The sequence below is a fragment of the Sulfitobacter sp. L-8 genome (assembly GCF_056859255.1).
Genome location: NZ_JBSXOD010000027.1, coordinates 32,117 through 50,284, shown reverse-complemented (window position 1 = coordinate 50,284; position 18,168 = coordinate 32,117). Strand labels below are relative to the sequence as shown.

Genomic DNA, 18,168 nt, shown 5'->3' with positions numbered 1-18,168 from the left:
TGCGCGATTTTCTTGCGAAGCTATAAATGATTCCGAGCGAACTTGCGCCGTCAGCGGGCAGGCATGCTTCATAGGCCGCGTATAGGCGGGTCAAGATTGATTATCTGTAATGTGTAAGCAAAATCGAAGCAATTTAATCTCTCTAGGTGGGAAGGGTATTTTAATTAGGAGATAGTAAATGGAGACCACCCTCCCGCTCAGACACACCCGCCTGACACGGCTGGCTCATATGGGGCTTGCGCTTGGGGTTATCGTGCAGTTGTTGACCAGTCTTGTGTTCGTGCCCGATGCACCCGGTGAAACCGCCAATATCTATTTTGAAATACATGAATATTCTGGTCTCGCAAGTTTTGGCTTTGCCTTGCTGTTTTGGCTGGTCGTGATGTCACGTAAATCCGGCACCACGATAGGAGAGCTGTTCCCGTGGTTTTCCAAATCCCGCCTTTCCACGCTTTGGAGCGATATTCGCGGGAGCTTGGGCGCGATCAAGCAAATGAAGCTGCCGCATATTGATGAAACGTCAGCGATTGCCCACGCCATTCACGGATTGGGGTTGTTGCTGATCCTGACAATGGCGCTGACCGGGACCGTGTATTACTTCATAAATAATGGTGATCCGGATGCCGGAGGACTGGTCGGTGTGGTGATGTTTTTCCACATGGGGCTGGCCAACGTGGTGTGGGCATATCTGATCGGACATGCAGGGATCGCGTTGATTCACCATGTAACCAGCCAGCTCAGTTTACGTGAAATGTGGTCGTTGAAACAGCAGGGGTGACACCGGCACCAGACCGGGGCCCCATTCCCGGTCTGGTCCCATGCTACCCAGAGGATACGAAATGGATCATGCTCGACAGACCTGCCTTATCGTAGGGGCCGCTAGCAAGATCGGCCGAGCCATCGCCAAGCATTATATTGTCCAAGGTGCAAATGTCGTGATCACCGATCCGCTCTTGACCCGAGCCCAAAGAACAGCAGCCGACCTTCTGCCCGGCGCGACCAGCCGGCTTTTGCCGAAAAGACTGGACATCGCAGACGAGGAAAATCTGCATACCGTATTCGAAATGGTGAAGGGGCACTATGGCAAGATCAGTGTATTCGTTCTTGTTACCGAGATCGGTACAGCCTGTGACCGACGGAATATACCGTTTGACGCGTGGAAGTCCCGGTTGTCGCGCCACTTGGGGACTGCGCGTGTCGCAATGCAAACCTGCTTGCCTTATATGGATATCTCTGGCCAGGGCAGGGTGTTGGTGGTTCAACCACCTTGTGTCCAAGGTACTACAGCGATCGAGCTTACGAATAATCTGGCCAAGCATGGGCTGGCGCGTACCGTGCACCTTATGGCGCGCGAAGGCAGAAAATATGGGGTTGACGTAGAAATGATTGCCCCAACCCAGACGTCATCGGCGTTTACGCAACCACCCGCGATCAGCGTCAGCAAAAAACAGATGCGCCGCTTTGTCTCAGGCCCCGATATGAATGTCATCCCACGCGGTCGGAGAATGGTTGATGAACGCGAGGCAGGCAGAGAACGCTTTTTGCGTGTTTTCCGTTTTAAATCAACGAATAACCCTCCCTTGATGTAAAGCTGATCGATTGTGTGGGACGTGGAGGGGCGCGATCGAGATGGCGGGCCGGTTTTGCACGGAAACGCGAGAGATGGCAGACGATCACGCGCAAGTGACATAATGGTTATTGACCTCCCCCTGCTGGAAGGTTCCATCTAGGGCTTATGAATTTCGTTTATCGCCTGATCCTGATTCTGGCCCTAAGCTTTGGGGTTACCGTCGCGCCGGACGTATCGCCGGCCGACACGGTGGGCGCGTCTATGTCACAGATGGATACGGAACGGGGTGCGCAGGATAAGTGCGATGGGTGCATTTCGCGTGATATCGTCAATGGTGCAGCCTGCGAAAGCGGGGGACCGGTGCCGTGTGGGGCAAGCGGTTCCGCCGCGATTTTGAACGAAGTGTCTATTGCAACAGTTGCCGGTACATATGAAAAAATTCTGATGGTCGCTGACCCGACCGTGCCCCCCGGTACCAGCCCGTCACTTGATCCGTTTCCGCCTAGAAATTCTGTCTGATAACTTGGGCTTGCTTTGTGCAGGCCTTGACCGTTGCCCTCGGTATGGCGGCGACGGGTGATCCTTTCAGATTGAGGCAAATAGACAATGAAATTTGAACAACGACTTACACGCCGCAGGATGCTGGGTGCCAGTGCTGCCGTGGGTGGTTTGGCCATGCTATCGCCCGGGCGACTGGCCTTGGCTGCCACAACGCCTGACCCTTTCATTCTTCGTGCGGGTAAAGGCACTGCGATGTTGCGGCCTGTGCCCTATAGCCCGACACAGGTATGGAACTATAACGGGACAGTGCCAGGCGCTGAAATCCGGGTGCGGCAAGGTGATCGCCTGCGCGTTTTGGCACAGAACGGATTGGATGATCCAACTACGGTGCATTGGCATGGGATACGCACACCCAATGCGATGGATGGCGTGCCTTTCTTGACGCAAGACCCGATAGCGGCGGGCCAAGAATTCCTGTACGAGTTCGATGTGCTTGATGCAGGCACGTTCTGGTATCATCCCCATCACCGCAGCTCTGAACAGGTCGGGCGTGGGTTATACGGTCCGTTGATCGTCGAAGAAGTTGACCCCATCAGGGTTGATCGCGACCTGACCTGGATGCTGGACGATTGGCGCATGACCAAGAACGGCCAGATCTCCGACGATTTTGACAGTCGCCATGATGCTGTGCATGGCGGACGAGTCGGAAATGCGGTGACGATCAACGGTAAGGTCCCCGAACCTATGGAGATCCGCGCCGGAGAGAGGGTTCGCCTGCGTCTGGTTAATGCCGCAAACGCGCGTATATTCGGCCTGGATTTTGGTGACCTGTCACCAATGATAATTGCCATGGATGGACAACCGGTAACCCCGCATGCCCCGGAAAGCGGCGTCATTGTCTTGGGGCCAGCGATGCGCATCGATCTTGTGATCGATATGACGGGTAAGCCCGGTGACACAGTTTCGGTTGCCGATGTGTTCTATAAGGACCTCGAATATCGGTTGATTGATCTCACCTACGCGAGCGAGCCCTTGCGCAGCACGGTTCCGGACTGGCCGATCGCGCTTGCCCCAAACCCTCTCACTGAACCTGATCTTGCCGCGGCGACGCGCCATCAGATTGTATTCAACGGCGGCATGATGGGCCAAATGATGATGGGCGCGGGCATGGCCAACATGATGGAGCAAATGCGCGACGGCAACATGTGGTTCATCAACGGCAAAGCAGAAAAGGGACCGATCAAGGATCCATTGCTAACGCTGCCTTTGGGAACATCTCACGTGTTCGAGATGGAAAACAGAACCAGATGGGCGCATCCGATCCACTTTCACGGCCATAGCTTTCGCGTGATTGCCCGGAACGGCCAGCCAACAAAGTACAACGAATGGCAAGACACCGTGATGATGGCCCCCCAAGAACGGGTCGACATCGCCTTTGTCGCGGACAACCCCGGTGATTGGATGTTCCACTGCCATATTCTTGAACATCAGTCGGCGGGAATGATGGGCGTTGTCCGTGTTTCCTCTGCTGTTTGAAGCCTAACCAACAGACGTTAAATAGAAGGATGAAGAAATGAAAAAGATACTAGGAATTACCAGCCTTGCCTCTGCCGGTGCCGCCGCTGTGCTTGCGATCAGTCTGAACGCTGCTCCGGCAAAAGCCGAAACAGTCACGCTTTACAAAAACCCACAGTGCGGGTGCTGCGAGAACTATGCAGACTACCTTCGCGAAAACGGGTACACTGTTGAGGTCAAGCCTACGCATGAATTGACGCAAATCAGTGAAGAAGCGGGCATTTCGGAAAAGATCCAGGGATGTCATACCGCGTTTTTGGGTGATTACGTGGTCAGCGGACACGTGCCGGTCGAGGTGGTGAACAAGATGCTGACTGAAAAACCAGAAATAACGGGGATCACGCTTCCCGGCATGCCGATGGGTTCCCCGGGAATGGGCGGTGCAAAGCAAAAGCCGTTCGAGATTCTGGCGGTCAAAGCCGGGGCAGAGCCAACAGTCTATGCTGTGGAATGACGCCACGATTATCCCGGCACGGACACGTGCCGGGATAATCTTAAGGTTGGATAAAGGATGAAGTGTATGTTTATGGAAAATGGAATGATGGGTGGCGGAATGATGATCGGCATGGGATTAGTCTGGTTGTTGACCATCACGGTGTTGTTTCTGGGGGTGATCGCGTTGTTAAAGTACATACGTTCTGACGACAGCAAATAGTGCCCCTGACAGGTGCCCATTGCGCAACTGAACGGGCGGCAGGCTAGTGAGCGCGGGACTGTAACATAGAGTGTTCTTTCGGGTGCGGCCTCAACGGTTTCGCTGCGCGTCGGCGATAGGGAAATTTAGGAAGCGAGATGATCAAATATATAAGTGTCCTAGCCTTCATGCTGACAGGCTTAGCTGGAACGGTTTCGGCCCAGGATGCGCGGTTGGCCAGTGGCAAGGCGCTTTATCAGGAAAATTGCGCAAGCTGCCATGGTAGCAACTTGGAAGGCCAAGCGGACTGGAAAATTCGGTTGCCCAATGGCAGATTGCCGGCACCCCCGCATGACGAATCCGGGCACACTTGGCACCATCCCGACAGGGTGTTGGTCGACATTGTGAACCGCGGCACGGCGGCGATTGTCGGAGGTGGGTACGAAAGCGACATGCCCGGTTTTGGCGATGTTCTTTCGGACGAAGAAGTTATCGCGATACTGGACTACATAAAAAGCACTTGGCCGGCGCGCGCACGCGATGCGCAGGCAAAGATAACGCAAGGCGACGAAGAGGCGCGTAAATGACCGATCTTGACCCCCCCGAGCGGCGCGAGAAGCCCGGTTTTCGGTTGACCACACTGGCAATCGTTCCCGCGATTGCCTTTGCGTTACTGGCGCTTTTTGCTTGGGGGCTATTCAACAGCGATGAAACGCTGCCATCGACGATGGTGAACAAACCTGTGCCCGAATTCTCGTTGCCCCCCGTTCTTGGCCGCGCAGAGGGGCTATCGACGCAAGACCTGGCCGGACATGTATCATTGGTCAATGTATTTGCGTCGTGGTGTGTTCCGTGTCGCGCCGAACACCCGCTGTTTGTCGCACTGGGTGCCACGGGCGAGGTACCGATTTATGGCATCAACTATAAGGACCCACCAGAACAGGCACGGGCATGGCTGGATGAACTGGGCGATCCATATACCCGTATCGGGGCCGACCGCGACGGTCGTGCCGGAATCGAATGGGGCGTATACGGCGTGCCTGAAACCTATGTCATCGCTGCCGATGGCACGATCGCCTACAGGCATGTCGGGCCGTTAACGGACGATATTTTGCAAAACACGCTCATGCGTGTGGTGCGCGAGCTAAAATCTTCTTCTACCGCCAAGGAGGCGACACAATGAATTTTATCAAACTGGCATTCGCGTTGCTGGTGGGCTGGTCGACCGCCGCCGTGGCTGCCCCGCAAGGGTTTGCACTGCACGATGCGGCTCAGCCTATCGCCAACGTTCGTTTCGTTACGGAGGACGGCACGAAGCTGGATATGGAATCGTTTCAAGGCAAGGTGTTGCTATTGAACATCTGGGCAACTTGGTGCGTGCCTTGCCGCGAGGAAATGCCGACACTCGATGCGCTTGAAGACAAGCTCGGGAGTGATAAATTCGAGGTCGTAGCCCTGTCTATCGACCGCGCCGGCGTTCCGGCTGTGCGGCGGTTCTTTGACGAGATCGGCGTGAAGCATTTAAACATGTATGTTGATAAAACCATGCTGTCGGCGACAGCGTTGCGTACCGTGGGCCTGCCAACCACTTTGCTGATCAACGCAAAGGGAGAAGAATTGGGGCGCCTTGTAGGTCCAGCGGAATGGGATGACCCAGAGATGGTGTCGTTTTTGGAAGGGTTTATCGAATGAACGCTACGAGCAGCCAGATGTCGTTGCGCGGATCGGTCTCTGGGCTATTCAACGAAGATGGCCGCCAGACGATCGAAGGATCGTTGACGAACGCACCCGCCGACGCCTCGGCTACATCTGTATGGCCGGCATGGATGACCCGAAAACGCGTGATTTTCGCCAGTGCCGCGACCCTTCTCGGTGGGGGTATGGCGCTCAATTGGGGGTGGCTGACAGCCGTCGGCCTTGCTCCAATCCTCATATCGCTGGCACCGTGTGCTGCGATGTGTGGGCTAGGTCTGTGCATGAAGGGTGGCACAGGCAAGGGGTGTGGAAAATCGACCCACACCTCATCAAGTGAATAACCTTTCAAACCAACGTATATTAACGCAAGGAGTGACCCGATGAAAAAGACACTTGGACTAATCGCAGTTGCCACTGCATTCGCGACCGGCGGCTTCGCCGTAAATGCCGAAGAAAAGCCCGCGATGGATCATAGCAAGATGACCCAAAGCGACGGAACCATGAAAGACGGCAAGATGGACGGCAGCATGATGAAAGATGGCACCATGAACGGCGACATGATGGGCATGATGTCGATGATGTCGGAAATGAAGCCGATGATGGCCGAATGCACCAAAATGATGGCCAACATGAACAAGATGATGGAAAGCGGAAACATGAAGTCGGAAAAATCCGACGGTTGAACGCGACCATGTTCCTGCCGGCTACCTGGTCGGCAGGGGCACTTTGTTGAAGGACACGGTATATTGACTAACCTGACACGGCGTTCCGCTTTGGCGGCTCTGGCCGCACTTGCTGCTACCCCCGCTTTTTCTAACCATCCCGGCGAAAACCTTGACGCGCGCATGATGGAGATGGAGGACTACTTTCAGCGTATCGATGAACCTTCGGCACCTGCCTTTGAATTGCAGGATGCGCAGGGTAAACTGGTGCGTCTTTCGGACTATAACGACAAGATCGTTGTGCTGTATTTCATCTATGCGGGATGTAATGACGTCTGCCCACTTCATTCGCAAAAGATTTCGGAGATCCAAAGCGCGATTAACGAAGGCCCCATGAAGGACATGGTGCAGTTTATTGCGATCACTACCGACCCGGCCAACGATACCTCTGAAATTTTGCAGGCCTACCCCGAAGTACATGGGCTTGATACCCAGAACTGGGTGTTTCTGACGACCGCGGCGGGACAGTCTGAGGATGCGACGCGGCGTCTTGCCCGGGAATACGGGCTGGAATTCACAATGACCGAAGATACCGACATGATGATGCATGCGGCAGTTACCCATGTGATTGATATCGGAGGACGTTTCGCCGGAAAGTTTCACGGAATGAATTTCAAGAACGTCAATCTTGTCTTGTACGTCAGTGAGCTTATCAACAATGCGCAACACCGTCAGCGTGAACGCGGATGGTTTGACTGGCTGACCGGTGCCTTTCGATGACTGCTATGAAAGCTAGCGAATTGATGCGCACTGACGCCCAACTTTCCCTGGGGGCGCTGCGACGTTACTTCGCTGTTATCATTCCCGCCAATCTGATTTGGGAATTTGCTCATATGCCTCTGTACACGATCTGGACCGAGGGCACATGGAGCGAAATTATCTTTGCTGCTTTCCATTGCACTGGTGGTGATATCCTGATCGCAATGAGCGCGTTGATGCTTGCGTTGATGCTTGCGGGCCAGGGCTGGCCTTACAATGTGCGGTCGCGCCACCTGGTTCAGTTACTTGCGGTCAGTATCGGTCTTGGGTACACGATTTTCAGTGAATGGTTGAATATCGTGATACGTGAAGCTTGGGCTTATTCAGACCTCATGCCTATCGTGCCGATCTTGGACGCCGGCCTGACGCCGCTGCTGCAATGGATAGTTATTCCACTCGCCGCGTTTTGGTGGGCCGCAATTCCGTATAAAACAAAAGAGGTCTAGCAATGGATTTATCGGGCATAGGTATTTTGGCGGCTTTTCTGGCTGGCGCTATTTCCTTTCTTTCACCTTGTGTGCTGCCGCTGGTGCCGGGGTATGTCTCGTATATTGCCGGACAGCCCGGGCTGCGTACCACGCGCAACGTCGGATTGCGCGCCCGCGCCGGGGCATTGGGGTTAAGCACCTGCTTTGTATTGGGGTTCTCGACCGTCTTCATTGCGTTGGGTGCCAGTGCCAGTGCGCTTGGTACGCTTTTGCTGACGTGGCGGACTGAACTGAACTATCTGGGCGGCGCAATCATAATCTTGTTCGGGCTCGTCATGCTGGGCGTTTTCCGTATCCCCGCGCTTACCCGCGACACACGACCTGATCTGAACATTCCGGGAGGTCGCCCTTTGGGGGCATATGTCCTGGGTCTTGCTTTCGCATTCGGATGGACCCCGTGTATCGGACCCATCCTTGGCGCGATTTTGACGCTTAGCTCAACCTCGGGGGGAATGACTGACGGTATCTGGTTGCTGGCGATCTATTCTGCCGGTCTGGGCGTGCCGTTTCTTCTGGCTGCGCTGTTTACCGATGCCATTGCATCGCGCGTTCGCGAGATCGGCAAGGCCGGGCGCTGGCTGTATAAGGGGGCAGGGATAGCTATGGTTCTTATGGGGCTGGCAATCATGACGGGCCAATTGTCACGACTTGCGTATTGGCTGTTGGGAACCTTTCCTTTTCTTGCCTCGATCGGTTGACCATTGCCGGAGGGCACGATGATACCTTCCTGAAATCAACGTAATGCCGTCTATCTGAGAAAACAGAACATCCCGAACAACTGTGTCGGAAAATCCCGTTTTTTCTGGATAGTTCGCGAATTTCTTTTTCTATCCGTGGTTTCACAAAACTGTCGCAAACCACGGGTAGGCGACCGGTAGGAAAAAATTCCGAAAACCGAATCTGAAGGAAAACTACTAATGCTGCCTAGACACCTACTGAGCTCCATCACCGCTTTGCTCGCGCTGAGCGCAATGCCGGCCCTGGCTGAACTGAAATACTCCAACGATACGGGCGGCTCCGTGAAACTCTATGGTCAGCTTAGCCCCGCTTACCTTTCATTTGATGACGGTGTGGCGTCTTACGGGGATTTGGTTGACAACGAAGTATCCAACACGCGTGCCGGTCTGACAGTGACGCAGGATTACGGTTCGTCGGTTCTACAGTTCGACTTTTTGACCGCACTTGGGTTTGGTCAGTCGTCCAACTATGGCCAAGCTGGCGATCCAAAGTTTCTGGACTGGCGCCGGACCTTTGTCCGCAAGCTGGAAGTCAGCTGGAAAACCGAGAGCGCGGGCACCTTTACTTTTGGTCAGGGTAGCATGGCAACTGATGGCGTCGCGCAGTCGGATCTGTCGGGTACCAAAATGGCGATGTATAACGGGCTTGATACAGTAGCCGGGAACTACCAGTTCCGGACTTCCGCCGGTGCCCTTTCCGGGATCGAAATCGACCACACGTTCACCAGCTTTGATGCGTCGCGCCGCGGCCGTATCCGGTACGATACACCTAGCTTCAACAACTTCACGTTCTCCGCAGCCTACGGCAAAGACATCCTGTCGACCAACAGCAATGATATTTATGCTGATGCTGCCGTGCGCTATAAGAACGAGATCGCCGGGACAAAGATTGCCGCGTCGTTGGGTTTTTCGCGCAGAACGCGGAATGGATCAGACCGTGATGATACGTTCGGTTCGATCAGCGCTCTGCATCCGTCAGGCGTGAACGTCACCCTTGCCGCCGGTAGCCGGAAGAATGACGGGCAATATGGGTTGATCAAGCTGGGCTATACCGCCGATTTGTTTTCAGTGGGCAAGACGTCCTTTGCTGTCGACTACTACAAGGGTAGCGATTTCGTGACAAACGGATCGTCATCGAAAAGTGTCGGAGCAGGCATCGTTCAAAAATTCGACGACGCGCGTTTGGAAACCTATCTTATCGTTCGTAAGTACGAGTACACCGATACGACTGCCACGAGCTATCTGAATGCTTCTTCGGTGCTGCTGGGAACACGCTGGAAGTTCTGATAATCGCAAAAATTCGGTACGCGCGCCAAGTTAGTGCGTACCGAACGCCTGTTGCATGCAGGGTAATTGGAACCGATTATGTTCGGGCGCGTTGCGTAAGTATGATAGAGGTTGCGGCAATGGCCTTTTGGCCGTCGCAGCGGGACATCTAGATAATTTGCAACCGACGCGATCCGGTGATGATAATCTAGCTGACCGGCTTGGAGACTCAAGGCTAACACCACGGCGTTTAACGAGATGAAAATGAATTTCGCCAAAACGTCGCACGCATATGTGAAGGGATATGCTTTGTTTCGGACAGGATCGCTAACATATAGGTACTATTACACTAGTCAGGAGTTTACGTTGCCATGCTAACAAGGCGTCATTTCGTTCTTTCATCCGTAGCGCTGTTTTCCGCGCCGATTCCTCAAGCTTCCTGGGCTGCTGCCACTTCCAACAAATCGATGTGGGAGATATGGGATGCACAGGTCACGCCAGCCAACTATGACCCGGCAACGTCCAACCCCTGGGGCTTCCACCCAAGATTTTTGCCGCAGCTGGTCGAAGCAAACCCCAGCCTGACGCCCGGCGACATCCATGTCGATGCCGTAGCACGGTATCTCTACCATATCAGAGACAACGGTACTGCAATGCGGTATGGCGTGGCGATTGCACGCGGCAACCTGTACGAACCGGGTACATACACCATTCGTCGAAAAACGCACTGGCCTACCTGGACGCCCACGCCTTCGATGATCAAGCGCGAGCCGGAAGTGTATGAACAGTTTGCCGACGGTATGGATGCGGGCCCAACGAATCCGCTCGGGTCGCGCGCATTCTATCTTTTCGAAGGTAACCGTGACACGTATCTGCGCATCCATGGGACGCCGAACCCGGAGTCAGTGGGCGGGCGTGCCAGCTCTGGTTGCGTCCGGATGGTAATGCCCCACATCAATGGTCTTTATGATCATGTAGAAACCGGTTCGACAGCGTTTCTGTATCCGCCAGAAGACCGGATCACTGCGCAAAGCTGAATGCTGAGCCGGGCCTCTGGCGATAGATTTCGAAGGGCTTTCGCCCGTTACGGTCGGATTAACCGGCCGCTGGCACACCCGGCTGTCTTGTGCAGATCGGGTTGCCGTTTTTGGATCTCAGCGGCAGGAACGTCGTTTCAACTGGCCCTACATGCTGGTAGACGAAACACCCGTCAGACGGCTGAAGCTTGACAGCATTAAGATTTTGATACGGGGCGGCAATCGCAAGCACACTCGCAGGCAGTTCTGTCATGAAGCCGTTTTCGACCACGGGCGGAGGGGCCACAGGCTGAGCGCAGGCCCCCAAAAGCGTAACGGTGGACCCTATCAGCCACAGACTTATCTTCATCTCTTCCATTCCTTTCAATGTTGTGTCGCAGTAAGTTTAGCACAGCCGAGACACATTTCCCGACAATTACCGAAAAACTTGATTATCGCCAGATAAACATCGCTTTATTCAACATTTGGCAAGGCTCGCCAAAGCTTATTCTCGACAGTGATGGCCCGTGTACCTGCTCTCTGTGCTGAAAAATCGTTGGCAACATCCGGATCGGCATTTCAGTACTGCAAGGTTGGCGACGATTGCCAACCAAAACAAAGTATTTTCAAGTCAGACTTATGTGTCGATATCCTCACGAGAAAGTGGGCATCTTTCCCCCGCAGGAAGGATTGACAGACGGTTTATGGTCGACCAAGTATTTGGAATGAAGTTGAACTATGCCATATCCGCTTGCGTTAAAGCACTTTCGTGCTTGGCACTTATCATGGCATTGGCACTCTCCCCTACATCCGAAGCTCATGCATCGTCGATCGGGCATGATGACCATGCTGTCACATCAGCAGGAGCCGATAACGCGGATCAAGCCATATTGCAGTCCGGTAGCGGCGACGTTAGCAGCAGCGCGGCAGCTTCATCGCAGGACAAGGCTGACGCCTTCGCATTGTGTTGCGATGCACTTTGCATGTCGATTGTGTTAAACGAAACCGGGCATCCGTTTGTTAACGAGAACATCCGCGAGAACCGTTTGACCCTTCATGCGCAAACCGCATTGATTGATCCTTCAGGATTCCTGCGACCTCCCCAACTTTCGATCTGACTCGAGGCCCGTGAGAGGCCCGTACGTTACACGCGAACTGCGTGAAACTGAAGCTTGTCGATCAGGTTGGTTTTGTGAAAAATTTCATTGATCCCTGGGTTGCTGACCCTATTGTCCATACGGCCGTCGTCGCCGCATCCTTGCCTTCGATGGCCGGGATCCGGTCCGCGCACGGCGTCGCGTTGACGTATTATCATCGGGCCGACAAGCTACAAGGCATACAACCAACACGAAGTTTCCTAACAGAACATACGTCCCCGGACGTACCGATTGTTGGAAGCATCGCGAAGAAGTTCATGCTCAACGCTGATGATACCTCACCATTAAATATGGATTCGGGTTCATTCGCTCCGGGTTTGCCGGGAAGCATGTTCACGGTTGCAAAATACCTCGGTGATATGACGAGGAAAATTTGCACCGGTTCCGATAGGCATAATAACCCATCGGGCAAGATGGCAGATGAATGGACCGGCGAAGTTGTAAGCCTTTCCGCTGATAACGGTCCCGATGCTATTGACTATCTCCAACCACATTTGAAAGGCTGAGAGGCCTTTTGAAAACTCACACAAACCTTACAGGAAAAACTGATGAAAAACCTTCTTATGACAACCGCTCTGACAATTTCTCTGGCTGCCCCAGTGTTTGCGGCAGGTAAACACGAAGCCGGCCATGGCGATATGAAAATGGACGACCATGCGGCAATGATGGTCGGTATGCCCGGCGACGCGTCTAAGGTAGACCGGACAATCGACGTGACTTTGCTGGAAAATGACGAAGGCCAAATGCTGATCGAAAGCGAAGACCTGAGCTTTAAAAAAGGTGAAACAGTTCGGTTCAAAGTTGCCAACAAAGGCGAGCTCGAGCATGAATTCGTTCTTGATACAGTAGAACGCAATGCAGAGCATAAAGAAGAAATGATGGAAATGGCCGGAATGGATATGAAGCATTCCGATCCAAACAGGCTTCTTCTCGATGCAGGTGCTTCAGCTGAAGTCGTCTGGACTTTTACCAACGATGGGACATACGAAGCCGCTTGTTTAATACCGGGTCACTATGAATCCGGCATGCATCGCGAGGTATCAGTAGGCAAGTAGCTCACTACTGAGGCTGAGGTGTTCACTCGCGGTAAAGTCAAAAGAATTGACAGAAAAGCCGGTGAGGTAACTATCAGTCACGGTCTGGTCGTCAACCTGGACATGCCGGGGATGACCATGGTGTTTAAAGCCGACGAAGCGACGATAGACACGCTATCGGAAGGCGACACCATTGAGTTTATCGCCCACGAAGTCGACGGCGAAATCACTTTGACCGATGTAAAGTAAGCCACCGGGCGAGGCTGCAATTACGATTGCAGCCTCGCTATCGACCAAAACCCGACCGGACCGGGTTCCCGTCCGACACCGGGATGAAATTTACCGCGAGGCAACGCTGGCCGTGAGACCACTATTGATCATTATCACGTATTTGTTGTTCGGGCTGTTGCCCGCGCTGGCAGGGACGGGTGGAGCGATAAGTCCGCATGCCGACATATCGCAGAAATCCAAACACAACTTCATAGGGCGCCCGAGCGACGATGCGCTGGTTACTCGGGAAATTGAGATATCAATCAAGGAAACCGCCGCAGGATATATGCTGTTCGAACCTGATGCGATCTACATTAAAAAAGGGACCACTGTCCGGTTTGTCATCACCAACACGGGGGCAGTCGATCACGAATTCTATCTTGGGTCGTTTGACGAAATTCAGCAGCACGAACGGTGGATGCGCAGTCATCCGGACATGGCTCATGTCGACCGGAATGCCGTTGCCATCCCGGCGGGTGAAACCGCTGAATTGGTTTGGCAGTTTTCGGTCGAGACCAATCTGGAATTTGTTTGCCTGATTGATGGGCACCGCGAAGCAGGCATGTGGGGGGTCATTATTGTGCATGATCATGTGTCCGGCAGCACGGCGAGGTAATTGATCGCAATGGCTCTGCTGGAAAGATATCACCTGTTCGTCCACGACGTCGCGGCGATGTTTGGCTATGAATACAGTGACGCCACACCTGAGTGGATGCACCCTTTCATCCATGTCATTTTGGTGCTGGCCCCATCGTTTCTGGTTATTGTCGGCACGTATGGCATTATCGCCGGGTTGTTGAAATTGTTGCGGCGCACCCGCTTGAAAGAGCCTCGCAGCGAAGCGATTAGGGGGCTGGACAATAGCCTGTTCAGCTCGATATTGCGTCACTCGCGCCGGCAACAAGTACAGATGACTGGCCTTAGTTTACTGGCTTTGCCCATCCTCTATCTGACGTTGGAGCTGCCGAAGCAGATCGTGAACAATGCCCTGCATTCCGACCGGTTCCCTATTGTGGTCTATGGTTGGGGCGTGGATCAGGTCACGTTTCTATTGTTGCTGTGTGGTCTCTATCTTTTGGCGATCGTCTTGTATGGGCTGAACAAGTATTCCTTGAACGTTTTCAAAGGCTATGTTGCCGAACGGTTTGTGCGGCGGTTCCGCCTGTCGGTCTATCGCCAATGGCGTGCCGATGCCAATTTCAGGGGCCAAAGCGAAATCGTTCCCATTCTAGCCCAAGAGGTAGAACCTGTCGGAGGGTTCGCGGCAGATGTGTTGACGTTGCCTATTTTGCAGGGCGGGACGCTGATGACAATTCTGCTGTTCATGTTTGTTCAAGATCCGATTCTGGGTGCTGCCGCGCTGACGGTGCTGCCGATCCAGTTGGTCCTGCTGCCCACGCTTCAACGTCGGGTGAATACCTTGTCACGCGAGCGTATCCAGCAGGTGCGTCACATGGGCCGGCTCTTGAATGATCAGTTGCGTAGTGAAACTGGTGGCGGTGCGTTTCTCGAACCCACAAATGCTAGTTTCCGAGAACTTGAGAAGGTCAGGCGCCGCATCTTCCGGCTCAAGTTTTTCATAAAGGCGTTGAACAACTTCCTCACCGCACTGACGCCTTTTTTGTTCTATTCGCTCGGGGGATATTTTGTGATCGAAAACCGGATCAGCCTTGGGGCATTGGTCGCCGTTCTCGCCGCGCACAAAGATTTTTCTGCACCGTTGAGGGAGCTATTCAGATATTATCAAACGTTAGAAGACACGCGAATTCGATATCAAGAAATAGTCCAGTTCTTTCGGGGGCATCGCGGGCCGGTGCCGGTATCTCAGCGGTCACCAAGCCTCCCCGAAGCATTGCATGCATAAAATGCCATTGATTAACAATAAGGAGATTTTAATATGAAGTGGGGAGCAATGATTTTTGCTTTGATCGCGCTGGTTGCGGCTGTCTGGTACATAACCCAGCCCAAGGTAAGTGACGCAAACGGCCCACAGCCCAGCCGTGCCGCTTTGCCCGACGGGGCGCTCGCTGTGGTCAAGATACCGGCTGCGTTCAGTCCAAAAGAACAACTTGGCAAGCGCGCGTTCGATGCCACGTGTTCAAAGTGCCACGGCGACAACGCTCAGGGCAGGGACGGCACCGCTCCGCCGCTTGTGCATAAAATCTATGAACCGAACCACCACGGAGATATGGCATTTGAACTTGCCGCAAAAACCGGAGTCAGGTCACATCATTGGAAGTTCGGCGACATGCCACCGGTAGAAGGGGTAACGCGCGCTGATGTTCTTAACATCGTGGCGTATATCAGGGCGTTGCAACGCGAGAATGGTATCAACTAGGTATACGAAAGCTGGCCTAGCCAGGCCAAACGGTCCGGCTAGGTTACTTTCAAAGCCGTGTCAGTTGACTCGTTCCGCATCATAGCCTGCCGACTTCATTGCCGCGATCAACGCGTCGGAGTCTGCATCGCTTTGAACAGCAATCTGACGCGTGGTCATATCATAATCGACTTCTGCATCGGAATCGACCGATGCGATCGCTTTGCCGATGGATGCTTTACAGTGTCCGCAGCTCATTTTTGGAACTGAAAAATTAGTCATGAGATTCCTTTCCTTTGCTGGCTGCATACCTGTTTACTGTCCGGGAAGGTCAATAAACATTTCGCATCTACAGCTCTTCCACCTGACATAGGTGCCGTTTGACAAGTTGCAATGCCTGGGCGGTTTCCATGGTCTCTGACCGCGTTTCGATATAGTCAATTCGGATGAGAAGGCTGCCCGGTAAAACATCATGATCGCATATATCGGCCTGTTCATGTCCGCGTTGGTCGCGGCAACGATCTTACCAATGCAATCAGAAGCCGTTTTAGTGGGGCTGTTGGCTTCATCCGCCTACCCCCCAGTGCTTTTGATCGGTGTCGCTACAGTCGGGAACGTGCTGGGATCAGTCATTAACTGGTATTTAGGCCGATTTTTGATGCGTTTTCGGGGCCGGCGCTGGTTCCCCGCATCGCAAAGCCAATTGGATAAAGCGCAACGCTGGTATCACAGATATGGGCGATGGTCTTTGCTGGGCAGTTGGCTGCCCTTGGTCGGTGATCCGCTGACCGTGGTCGCGGGGGTGTTGAAAGAACCGCTGGTGCCATTTCTTATACTGGTGACGATTGCCAAGGGCGCACGCTATCTGATTTTGGCGGGTATTGTACTGGCCTGGTACTAACGGTGCATCACAAGAACCTGGGCTACCGTGTCATCAGTCAAGGTGGTGGCGGCCCCGGGGCAAAATGCCCGGGGCCGTCGTTCGGGTTTTACTTAGGTATTTTCAGGTCCGTGTAGTCGCCGCGTACGTATAGTGTCACGGTCACGTCCTGCCCGTCGCGGTTGCGCCAGAACCAGCCGTGGTTGCCGGTAAACGCGGCCGTCAAAACACCTTCGTCCATCGGGACGGCGCGCCCTTTTTCATAGCTGATGTTTTGCCCGCCACCGTCACCATGAAGGTCATAATTAACCACGCCGCCTTCCGCGACCCAGATATATTCAGCGTTGGCACCTTCGGTCATGCCCAGTTTGATCTCGGTGCCTTCGCCGGGTGTGAGCGTGAAGCTGTGCTGCTCTTTCCAATCCGTAGGTGTGACGGATTGCGCATAGGCACCGCCCACGAACAAGCTGAATATGTCGCTGCCAAGGCTAGACTGCTCTTCGACGACGGGGGCAGGTATCAACTGCATCTGGCTGTCCGCCTCGGCTTCTTCCGCGAGCTGGACTTTAATATCACCCATTTCCGTTAATCCGATGACCCTGCCTATGCCGGTAGGGTCGATACCGTATTCGGATGGAAGGACGACCAAGGTCAAAATAGCCACCGCCGAAACAGCAGCGATAAGCGTAGATTTGCGTAGCTGCGCAGAGGTCGGCAGATCTTCGGGGTTTGGTTTGTTTCCGTTGTGCATTTCAAGTTTTCCTTTGTGTTAAGCAACAAAATAGCCGGTAATCTGATAGCCCATCAGAATAAAACCAGCCGACATCATGACGACATTCGCGGTATATGCGTGTTTCCAGAAGCTTGGGCTTTTACGCCAATAGCCCATCACGATCAGGATCATCCCCAAGGCAATGAGCTGCCCGAGTTCGACGCCAACGTTGAAGGACAACAGGTTGGGGAGAAGCCCATCCTTGGCGATGTTGTAGTCGAGGATTTTCGTAGCCAATCCCAAGCCGTGGAAAAAGCCGAAGACGAGCACGGCGATTTTCGTGTTCGGTTGAAAGCCGAACCAGCGTTGGAATGCGCCTAGATTATCCAAGGCTTTGTAGACCACCGACAAGCCAATGATCGTATCAACCAGGTAAGAGTTGAAGTTCCAGTTAAAATAGACGCCGGCAAGCATGGTCGTAGAATGGCCAAGCGCGAAAAGGCTGACGTAGATTCCAATGTGCTTCATCTTGTACAAGAAGAAGACCACACCGAACAGGAACAACAGGTGATCATAGCCGGTCACCATGTGCTTGGCCCCCAGATACATGAACGGGATCAGCTTCATGCCGCTGACCTCCATGATATAACCCTTGTCACCCGCGGTGACCGCGTGGGCATAGGCGGATGTCGCGAAAGCTATCAAGGCCAGCGCGATTGCCGCCGATAGGATCAGCAGTTGGCGCATGTGATGCGTCACAACCACCGACCCGAAAGTACGGTTGTTTGTCATTTGATTTTCCATATTAGCGAAATTGAGGTCTGTGCGCCGAAAG

General features: G+C 53.7%; 28 protein-coding genes. 24 read left to right on the top strand and 4 right to left on the bottom strand.

Annotated elements, in window-relative coordinates; genetic code table 11:
• The first annotated feature begins 178 nt into the window (after nucleotides 1-178).
• The 16 genes from AC13DE_RS02200 (at nucleotide 179) to AC13DE_RS02125 (ending at nucleotide 10,984) form a co-directional block, all read left to right on the top strand.
• On the top strand, nucleotides 179-778 hold the full coding sequence (locus tag AC13DE_RS02200) for a cytochrome b/b6 domain-containing protein (RefSeq protein WP_446314337.1): 600 nt from the start codon (nucleotides 179-181) through the stop codon (nucleotides 776-778).
• A gap of 61 nt (nucleotides 779-839) precedes the next feature.
• Nucleotides 840-1,589 (top strand): SDR family NAD(P)-dependent oxidoreductase, encoded by a 750-nt coding sequence (locus AC13DE_RS02195; protein WP_483046892.1) that lies wholly within the window; start codon nucleotides 840-842, stop codon nucleotides 1,587-1,589.
• A gap of 146 nt (nucleotides 1,590-1,735) precedes the next feature.
• Nucleotides 1,736-2,089 (top strand): hypothetical protein, encoded by a 354-nt coding sequence (locus AC13DE_RS02190; protein WP_483046891.1) that lies wholly within the window; start codon nucleotides 1,736-1,738, stop codon nucleotides 2,087-2,089.
• 87 nt (nucleotides 2,090-2,176) lie between these two features.
• Nucleotides 2,177-3,607 (top strand): multicopper oxidase family protein, encoded by a 1,431-nt coding sequence (locus tag AC13DE_RS02185; RefSeq protein ID WP_483046890.1) that lies wholly within the window; start codon nucleotides 2,177-2,179, stop codon nucleotides 3,605-3,607.
• Nucleotides 3,608-3,644: 37 nt separating this feature from the next.
• Nucleotides 3,645-4,100: a DUF411 domain-containing protein gene (locus AC13DE_RS02180; protein ID WP_483046889.1), complete on the top strand. Its 456-nt coding sequence runs from the start codon at nucleotides 3,645-3,647 to the stop codon at nucleotides 4,098-4,100.
• 66 nt (nucleotides 4,101-4,166) lie between these two features.
• Entirely contained in the window at nucleotides 4,167-4,301 is a 135-nt protein-coding gene (locus AC13DE_RS02175) for a hypothetical protein (protein WP_446295936.1), read from the top strand.
• Between the two features lie 137 nt (nucleotides 4,302-4,438).
• Nucleotides 4,439-4,867, top strand: a complete 429-nt coding sequence (locus AC13DE_RS02170; RefSeq protein ID WP_483046888.1) for a c-type cytochrome — start codon at nucleotides 4,439-4,441, stop codon at nucleotides 4,865-4,867.
• A complete protein-coding gene (locus tag AC13DE_RS02165) occupies nucleotides 4,864-5,463 on the top strand; it encodes a DsbE family thiol:disulfide interchange protein (RefSeq protein ID WP_446295934.1) in 600 nt (199 codons plus the stop codon). The genes AC13DE_RS02170 and AC13DE_RS02165 overlap by 4 nt, the downstream gene beginning before the upstream one ends.
• Complete coding sequence (locus tag AC13DE_RS02160) at nucleotides 5,460-5,972, top strand: TlpA family protein disulfide reductase (protein WP_446295933.1); 513 nt, start codon at nucleotides 5,460-5,462, stop codon at nucleotides 5,970-5,972. The genes AC13DE_RS02165 and AC13DE_RS02160 overlap by 4 nt, the downstream gene beginning before the upstream one ends.
• Nucleotides 5,969-6,316 (top strand): hypothetical protein, encoded by a 348-nt coding sequence (locus AC13DE_RS02155; RefSeq protein ID WP_446295932.1) that lies wholly within the window; start codon nucleotides 5,969-5,971, stop codon nucleotides 6,314-6,316. Before AC13DE_RS02160 ends, AC13DE_RS02155 begins: the two co-directional genes overlap by 4 nt.
• Nucleotides 6,317-6,355: 39 nt before the next feature.
• A complete protein-coding gene (locus AC13DE_RS02150) occupies nucleotides 6,356-6,658 on the top strand; it encodes a hypothetical protein (protein WP_446295931.1) in 303 nt (100 codons plus the stop codon).
• A gap of 63 nt (nucleotides 6,659-6,721) precedes the next feature.
• Nucleotides 6,722-7,417: an SCO family protein gene (locus AC13DE_RS02145; RefSeq protein ID WP_483046887.1), complete on the top strand. Its 696-nt coding sequence runs from the start codon at nucleotides 6,722-6,724 to the stop codon at nucleotides 7,415-7,417.
• Nucleotides 7,414-7,902 carry a hypothetical protein gene (locus AC13DE_RS02140; protein ID WP_483046886.1) on the top strand — a complete coding sequence of 163 codons (489 nt, stop codon included), beginning with the start codon at nucleotides 7,414-7,416 and terminating at the stop codon, nucleotides 7,900-7,902. The genes AC13DE_RS02145 and AC13DE_RS02140 overlap by 4 nt, the downstream gene beginning before the upstream one ends.
• A 2-nt stretch (nucleotides 7,903-7,904) precedes the next feature.
• Nucleotides 7,905-8,642 carry a cytochrome c biogenesis CcdA family protein gene (locus AC13DE_RS02135; protein ID WP_446295928.1) on the top strand — a complete coding sequence of 246 codons (738 nt, stop codon included), beginning with the start codon at nucleotides 7,905-7,907 and terminating at the stop codon, nucleotides 8,640-8,642.
• Between the two features lie 219 nt (nucleotides 8,643-8,861).
• Nucleotides 8,862-9,968 carry a porin gene (locus AC13DE_RS02130; protein ID WP_446314345.1) on the top strand — a complete coding sequence of 369 codons (1,107 nt, stop codon included), beginning with the start codon at nucleotides 8,862-8,864 and terminating at the stop codon, nucleotides 9,966-9,968.
• Nucleotides 9,969-10,318: 350 nt separating this feature from the next.
• Nucleotides 10,319-10,984 carry a L,D-transpeptidase gene (locus AC13DE_RS02125; RefSeq protein ID WP_483046885.1) on the top strand — a complete coding sequence of 222 codons (666 nt, stop codon included), beginning with the start codon at nucleotides 10,319-10,321 and terminating at the stop codon, nucleotides 10,982-10,984.
• A gap of 58 nt (nucleotides 10,985-11,042) precedes the next feature.
• Here AC13DE_RS02125 and AC13DE_RS02120 read toward each other — a convergent pair whose 3' ends face one another.
• The gene (locus AC13DE_RS02120) at nucleotides 11,043-11,333 is read right to left on the bottom strand and encodes a hypothetical protein (protein WP_446295925.1); all 291 of its coding nucleotides are present in this window, start codon (nucleotides 11,331-11,333) and stop codon (nucleotides 11,043-11,045) included.
• Between the two features lie 157 nt (nucleotides 11,334-11,490).
• Between AC13DE_RS02120 and AC13DE_RS02115 the strand changes: the two genes are divergently transcribed.
• The 7 genes from AC13DE_RS02115 (at nucleotide 11,491) to AC13DE_RS02085 (ending at nucleotide 15,762) form a co-directional block, all read left to right on the top strand.
• The gene (locus AC13DE_RS02115) at nucleotides 11,491-12,081 is read left to right on the top strand and encodes a hypothetical protein (protein WP_483046884.1); all 591 of its coding nucleotides are present in this window, start codon (nucleotides 11,491-11,493) and stop codon (nucleotides 12,079-12,081) included.
• 41 nt (nucleotides 12,082-12,122) lie between these two features.
• Complete coding sequence (locus AC13DE_RS02110; RefSeq protein WP_446295923.1) at nucleotides 12,123-12,626, top strand: hypothetical protein; 504 nt, start codon at nucleotides 12,123-12,125, stop codon at nucleotides 12,624-12,626.
• Nucleotides 12,627-12,668: 42 nt separating this feature from the next.
• Nucleotides 12,669-13,175 (top strand): cupredoxin domain-containing protein, encoded by a 507-nt coding sequence (locus AC13DE_RS02105; protein WP_483046883.1) that lies wholly within the window; start codon nucleotides 12,669-12,671, stop codon nucleotides 13,173-13,175.
• A gap of 18 nt (nucleotides 13,176-13,193) precedes the next feature.
• A complete protein-coding gene (locus AC13DE_RS02100; RefSeq protein WP_483046882.1) occupies nucleotides 13,194-13,403 on the top strand; it encodes a copper-binding protein in 210 nt (69 codons plus the stop codon).
• Nucleotides 13,404-13,515: 112 nt separating this feature from the next.
• Complete coding sequence (locus AC13DE_RS02095) at nucleotides 13,516-14,040, top strand: cupredoxin domain-containing protein (protein WP_483046881.1); 525 nt, start codon at nucleotides 13,516-13,518, stop codon at nucleotides 14,038-14,040.
• A gap of 9 nt (nucleotides 14,041-14,049) precedes the next feature.
• A complete protein-coding gene (locus tag AC13DE_RS02090) occupies nucleotides 14,050-15,288 on the top strand; it encodes an ABC transporter transmembrane domain-containing protein (protein ID WP_483046919.1) in 1,239 nt (412 codons plus the stop codon).
• A 33-nt stretch (nucleotides 15,289-15,321) separates the two neighbouring features.
• Entirely contained in the window at nucleotides 15,322-15,762 is a 441-nt protein-coding gene (locus tag AC13DE_RS02085; RefSeq protein ID WP_483046880.1) for a c-type cytochrome, read from the top strand.
• Nucleotides 15,763-15,822: 60 nt separating this feature from the next.
• Here AC13DE_RS02085 and AC13DE_RS02080 read toward each other — a convergent pair whose 3' ends face one another.
• Complete coding sequence (locus AC13DE_RS02080) at nucleotides 15,823-16,023, bottom strand: heavy-metal-associated domain-containing protein (RefSeq protein ID WP_446312227.1); 201 nt, start codon at nucleotides 16,021-16,023, stop codon at nucleotides 15,823-15,825.
• A 190-nt stretch (nucleotides 16,024-16,213) separates the two neighbouring features.
• Here AC13DE_RS02080 and AC13DE_RS02075 point away from each other — a divergent pair, with 190 nt between their 5' ends.
• Nucleotides 16,214-16,642, top strand: a complete 429-nt coding sequence (locus AC13DE_RS02075) for a YqaA family protein (RefSeq protein WP_446312226.1) — start codon at nucleotides 16,214-16,216, stop codon at nucleotides 16,640-16,642.
• An 88-nt stretch (nucleotides 16,643-16,730) separates the two neighbouring features.
• Here the strand turns inward: AC13DE_RS02075 and AC13DE_RS02070 are convergent, their stop codons facing one another.
• Entirely contained in the window at nucleotides 16,731-17,372 is a 642-nt protein-coding gene (locus AC13DE_RS02070; protein ID WP_446296498.1) for a transmembrane anchor protein, read from the bottom strand.
• An 18-nt stretch (nucleotides 17,373-17,390) separates the two neighbouring features.
• A complete protein-coding gene (locus AC13DE_RS02065) occupies nucleotides 17,391-18,080 on the bottom strand; it encodes a HupE/UreJ family protein (RefSeq protein WP_446296527.1) in 690 nt (229 codons plus the stop codon).
• Between the last annotated feature and the right edge of the window lie 88 nt (nucleotides 18,081-18,168).

Coding starts and splice junctions, on each gene's coding strand:
- AC13DE_RS02120 (WP_446295925.1), bottom strand. CDS start 11,333: ATGAAGATAAGTCTGTGGCTGATAGGGTCCACCGTTACGCTTTTGGGG.
- AC13DE_RS02155 (WP_446295932.1), top strand. CDS start 5,969: ATGAACGCTACGAGCAGCCAGATGTCGTTGCGCGGATCGGTCTCTGGG.
- AC13DE_RS02170 (WP_483046888.1), top strand. CDS start 4,439: ATGATCAAATATATAAGTGTCCTAGCCTTCATGCTGACAGGCTTAGCT.
- AC13DE_RS02165 (WP_446295934.1), top strand. CDS start 4,864: ATGACCGATCTTGACCCCCCCGAGCGGCGCGAGAAGCCCGGTTTTCGG.
- AC13DE_RS02160 (WP_446295933.1), top strand. CDS start 5,460: ATGAATTTTATCAAACTGGCATTCGCGTTGCTGGTGGGCTGGTCGACC.
- AC13DE_RS02200 (WP_446314337.1), top strand. CDS start 179: ATGGAGACCACCCTCCCGCTCAGACACACCCGCCTGACACGGCTGGCT.
- AC13DE_RS02140 (WP_483046886.1), top strand. CDS start 7,414: ATGACTGCTATGAAAGCTAGCGAATTGATGCGCACTGACGCCCAACTT.
- AC13DE_RS02180 (WP_483046889.1), top strand. CDS start 3,645: ATGAAAAAGATACTAGGAATTACCAGCCTTGCCTCTGCCGGTGCCGCC.
- AC13DE_RS02085 (WP_483046880.1), top strand. CDS start 15,322: ATGAAGTGGGGAGCAATGATTTTTGCTTTGATCGCGCTGGTTGCGGCT.
- AC13DE_RS02175 (WP_446295936.1), top strand. CDS start 4,167: ATGTTTATGGAAAATGGAATGATGGGTGGCGGAATGATGATCGGCATG.
- AC13DE_RS02105 (WP_483046883.1), top strand. CDS start 12,669: ATGAAAAACCTTCTTATGACAACCGCTCTGACAATTTCTCTGGCTGCC.
- AC13DE_RS02080 (WP_446312227.1), bottom strand. CDS start 16,023: ATGACTAATTTTTCAGTTCCAAAAATGAGCTGCGGACACTGTAAAGCA.
- AC13DE_RS02150 (WP_446295931.1), top strand. CDS start 6,356: ATGAAAAAGACACTTGGACTAATCGCAGTTGCCACTGCATTCGCGACC.
- AC13DE_RS02130 (WP_446314345.1), top strand. CDS start 8,862: ATGCTGCCTAGACACCTACTGAGCTCCATCACCGCTTTGCTCGCGCTG.
- AC13DE_RS02195 (WP_483046892.1), top strand. CDS start 840: ATGGATCATGCTCGACAGACCTGCCTTATCGTAGGGGCCGCTAGCAAG.
- AC13DE_RS02190 (WP_483046891.1), top strand. CDS start 1,736: ATGAATTTCGTTTATCGCCTGATCCTGATTCTGGCCCTAAGCTTTGGG.
- AC13DE_RS02065 (WP_446296527.1), bottom strand. CDS start 18,080: ATGCGCCAACTGCTGATCCTATCGGCGGCAATCGCGCTGGCCTTGATA.
- AC13DE_RS02075 (WP_446312226.1), top strand. CDS start 16,214: ATGATCGCATATATCGGCCTGTTCATGTCCGCGTTGGTCGCGGCAACG.
- AC13DE_RS02185 (WP_483046890.1), top strand. CDS start 2,177: ATGAAATTTGAACAACGACTTACACGCCGCAGGATGCTGGGTGCCAGT.
- AC13DE_RS02090 (WP_483046919.1), top strand. CDS start 14,050: ATGGCTCTGCTGGAAAGATATCACCTGTTCGTCCACGACGTCGCGGCG.
- AC13DE_RS02125 (WP_483046885.1), top strand. CDS start 10,319: ATGCTAACAAGGCGTCATTTCGTTCTTTCATCCGTAGCGCTGTTTTCC.
- AC13DE_RS02135 (WP_446295928.1), top strand. CDS start 7,905: ATGGATTTATCGGGCATAGGTATTTTGGCGGCTTTTCTGGCTGGCGCT.
- AC13DE_RS02070 (WP_446296498.1), bottom strand. CDS start 17,372: ATGCACAACGGAAACAAACCAAACCCCGAAGATCTGCCGACCTCTGCG.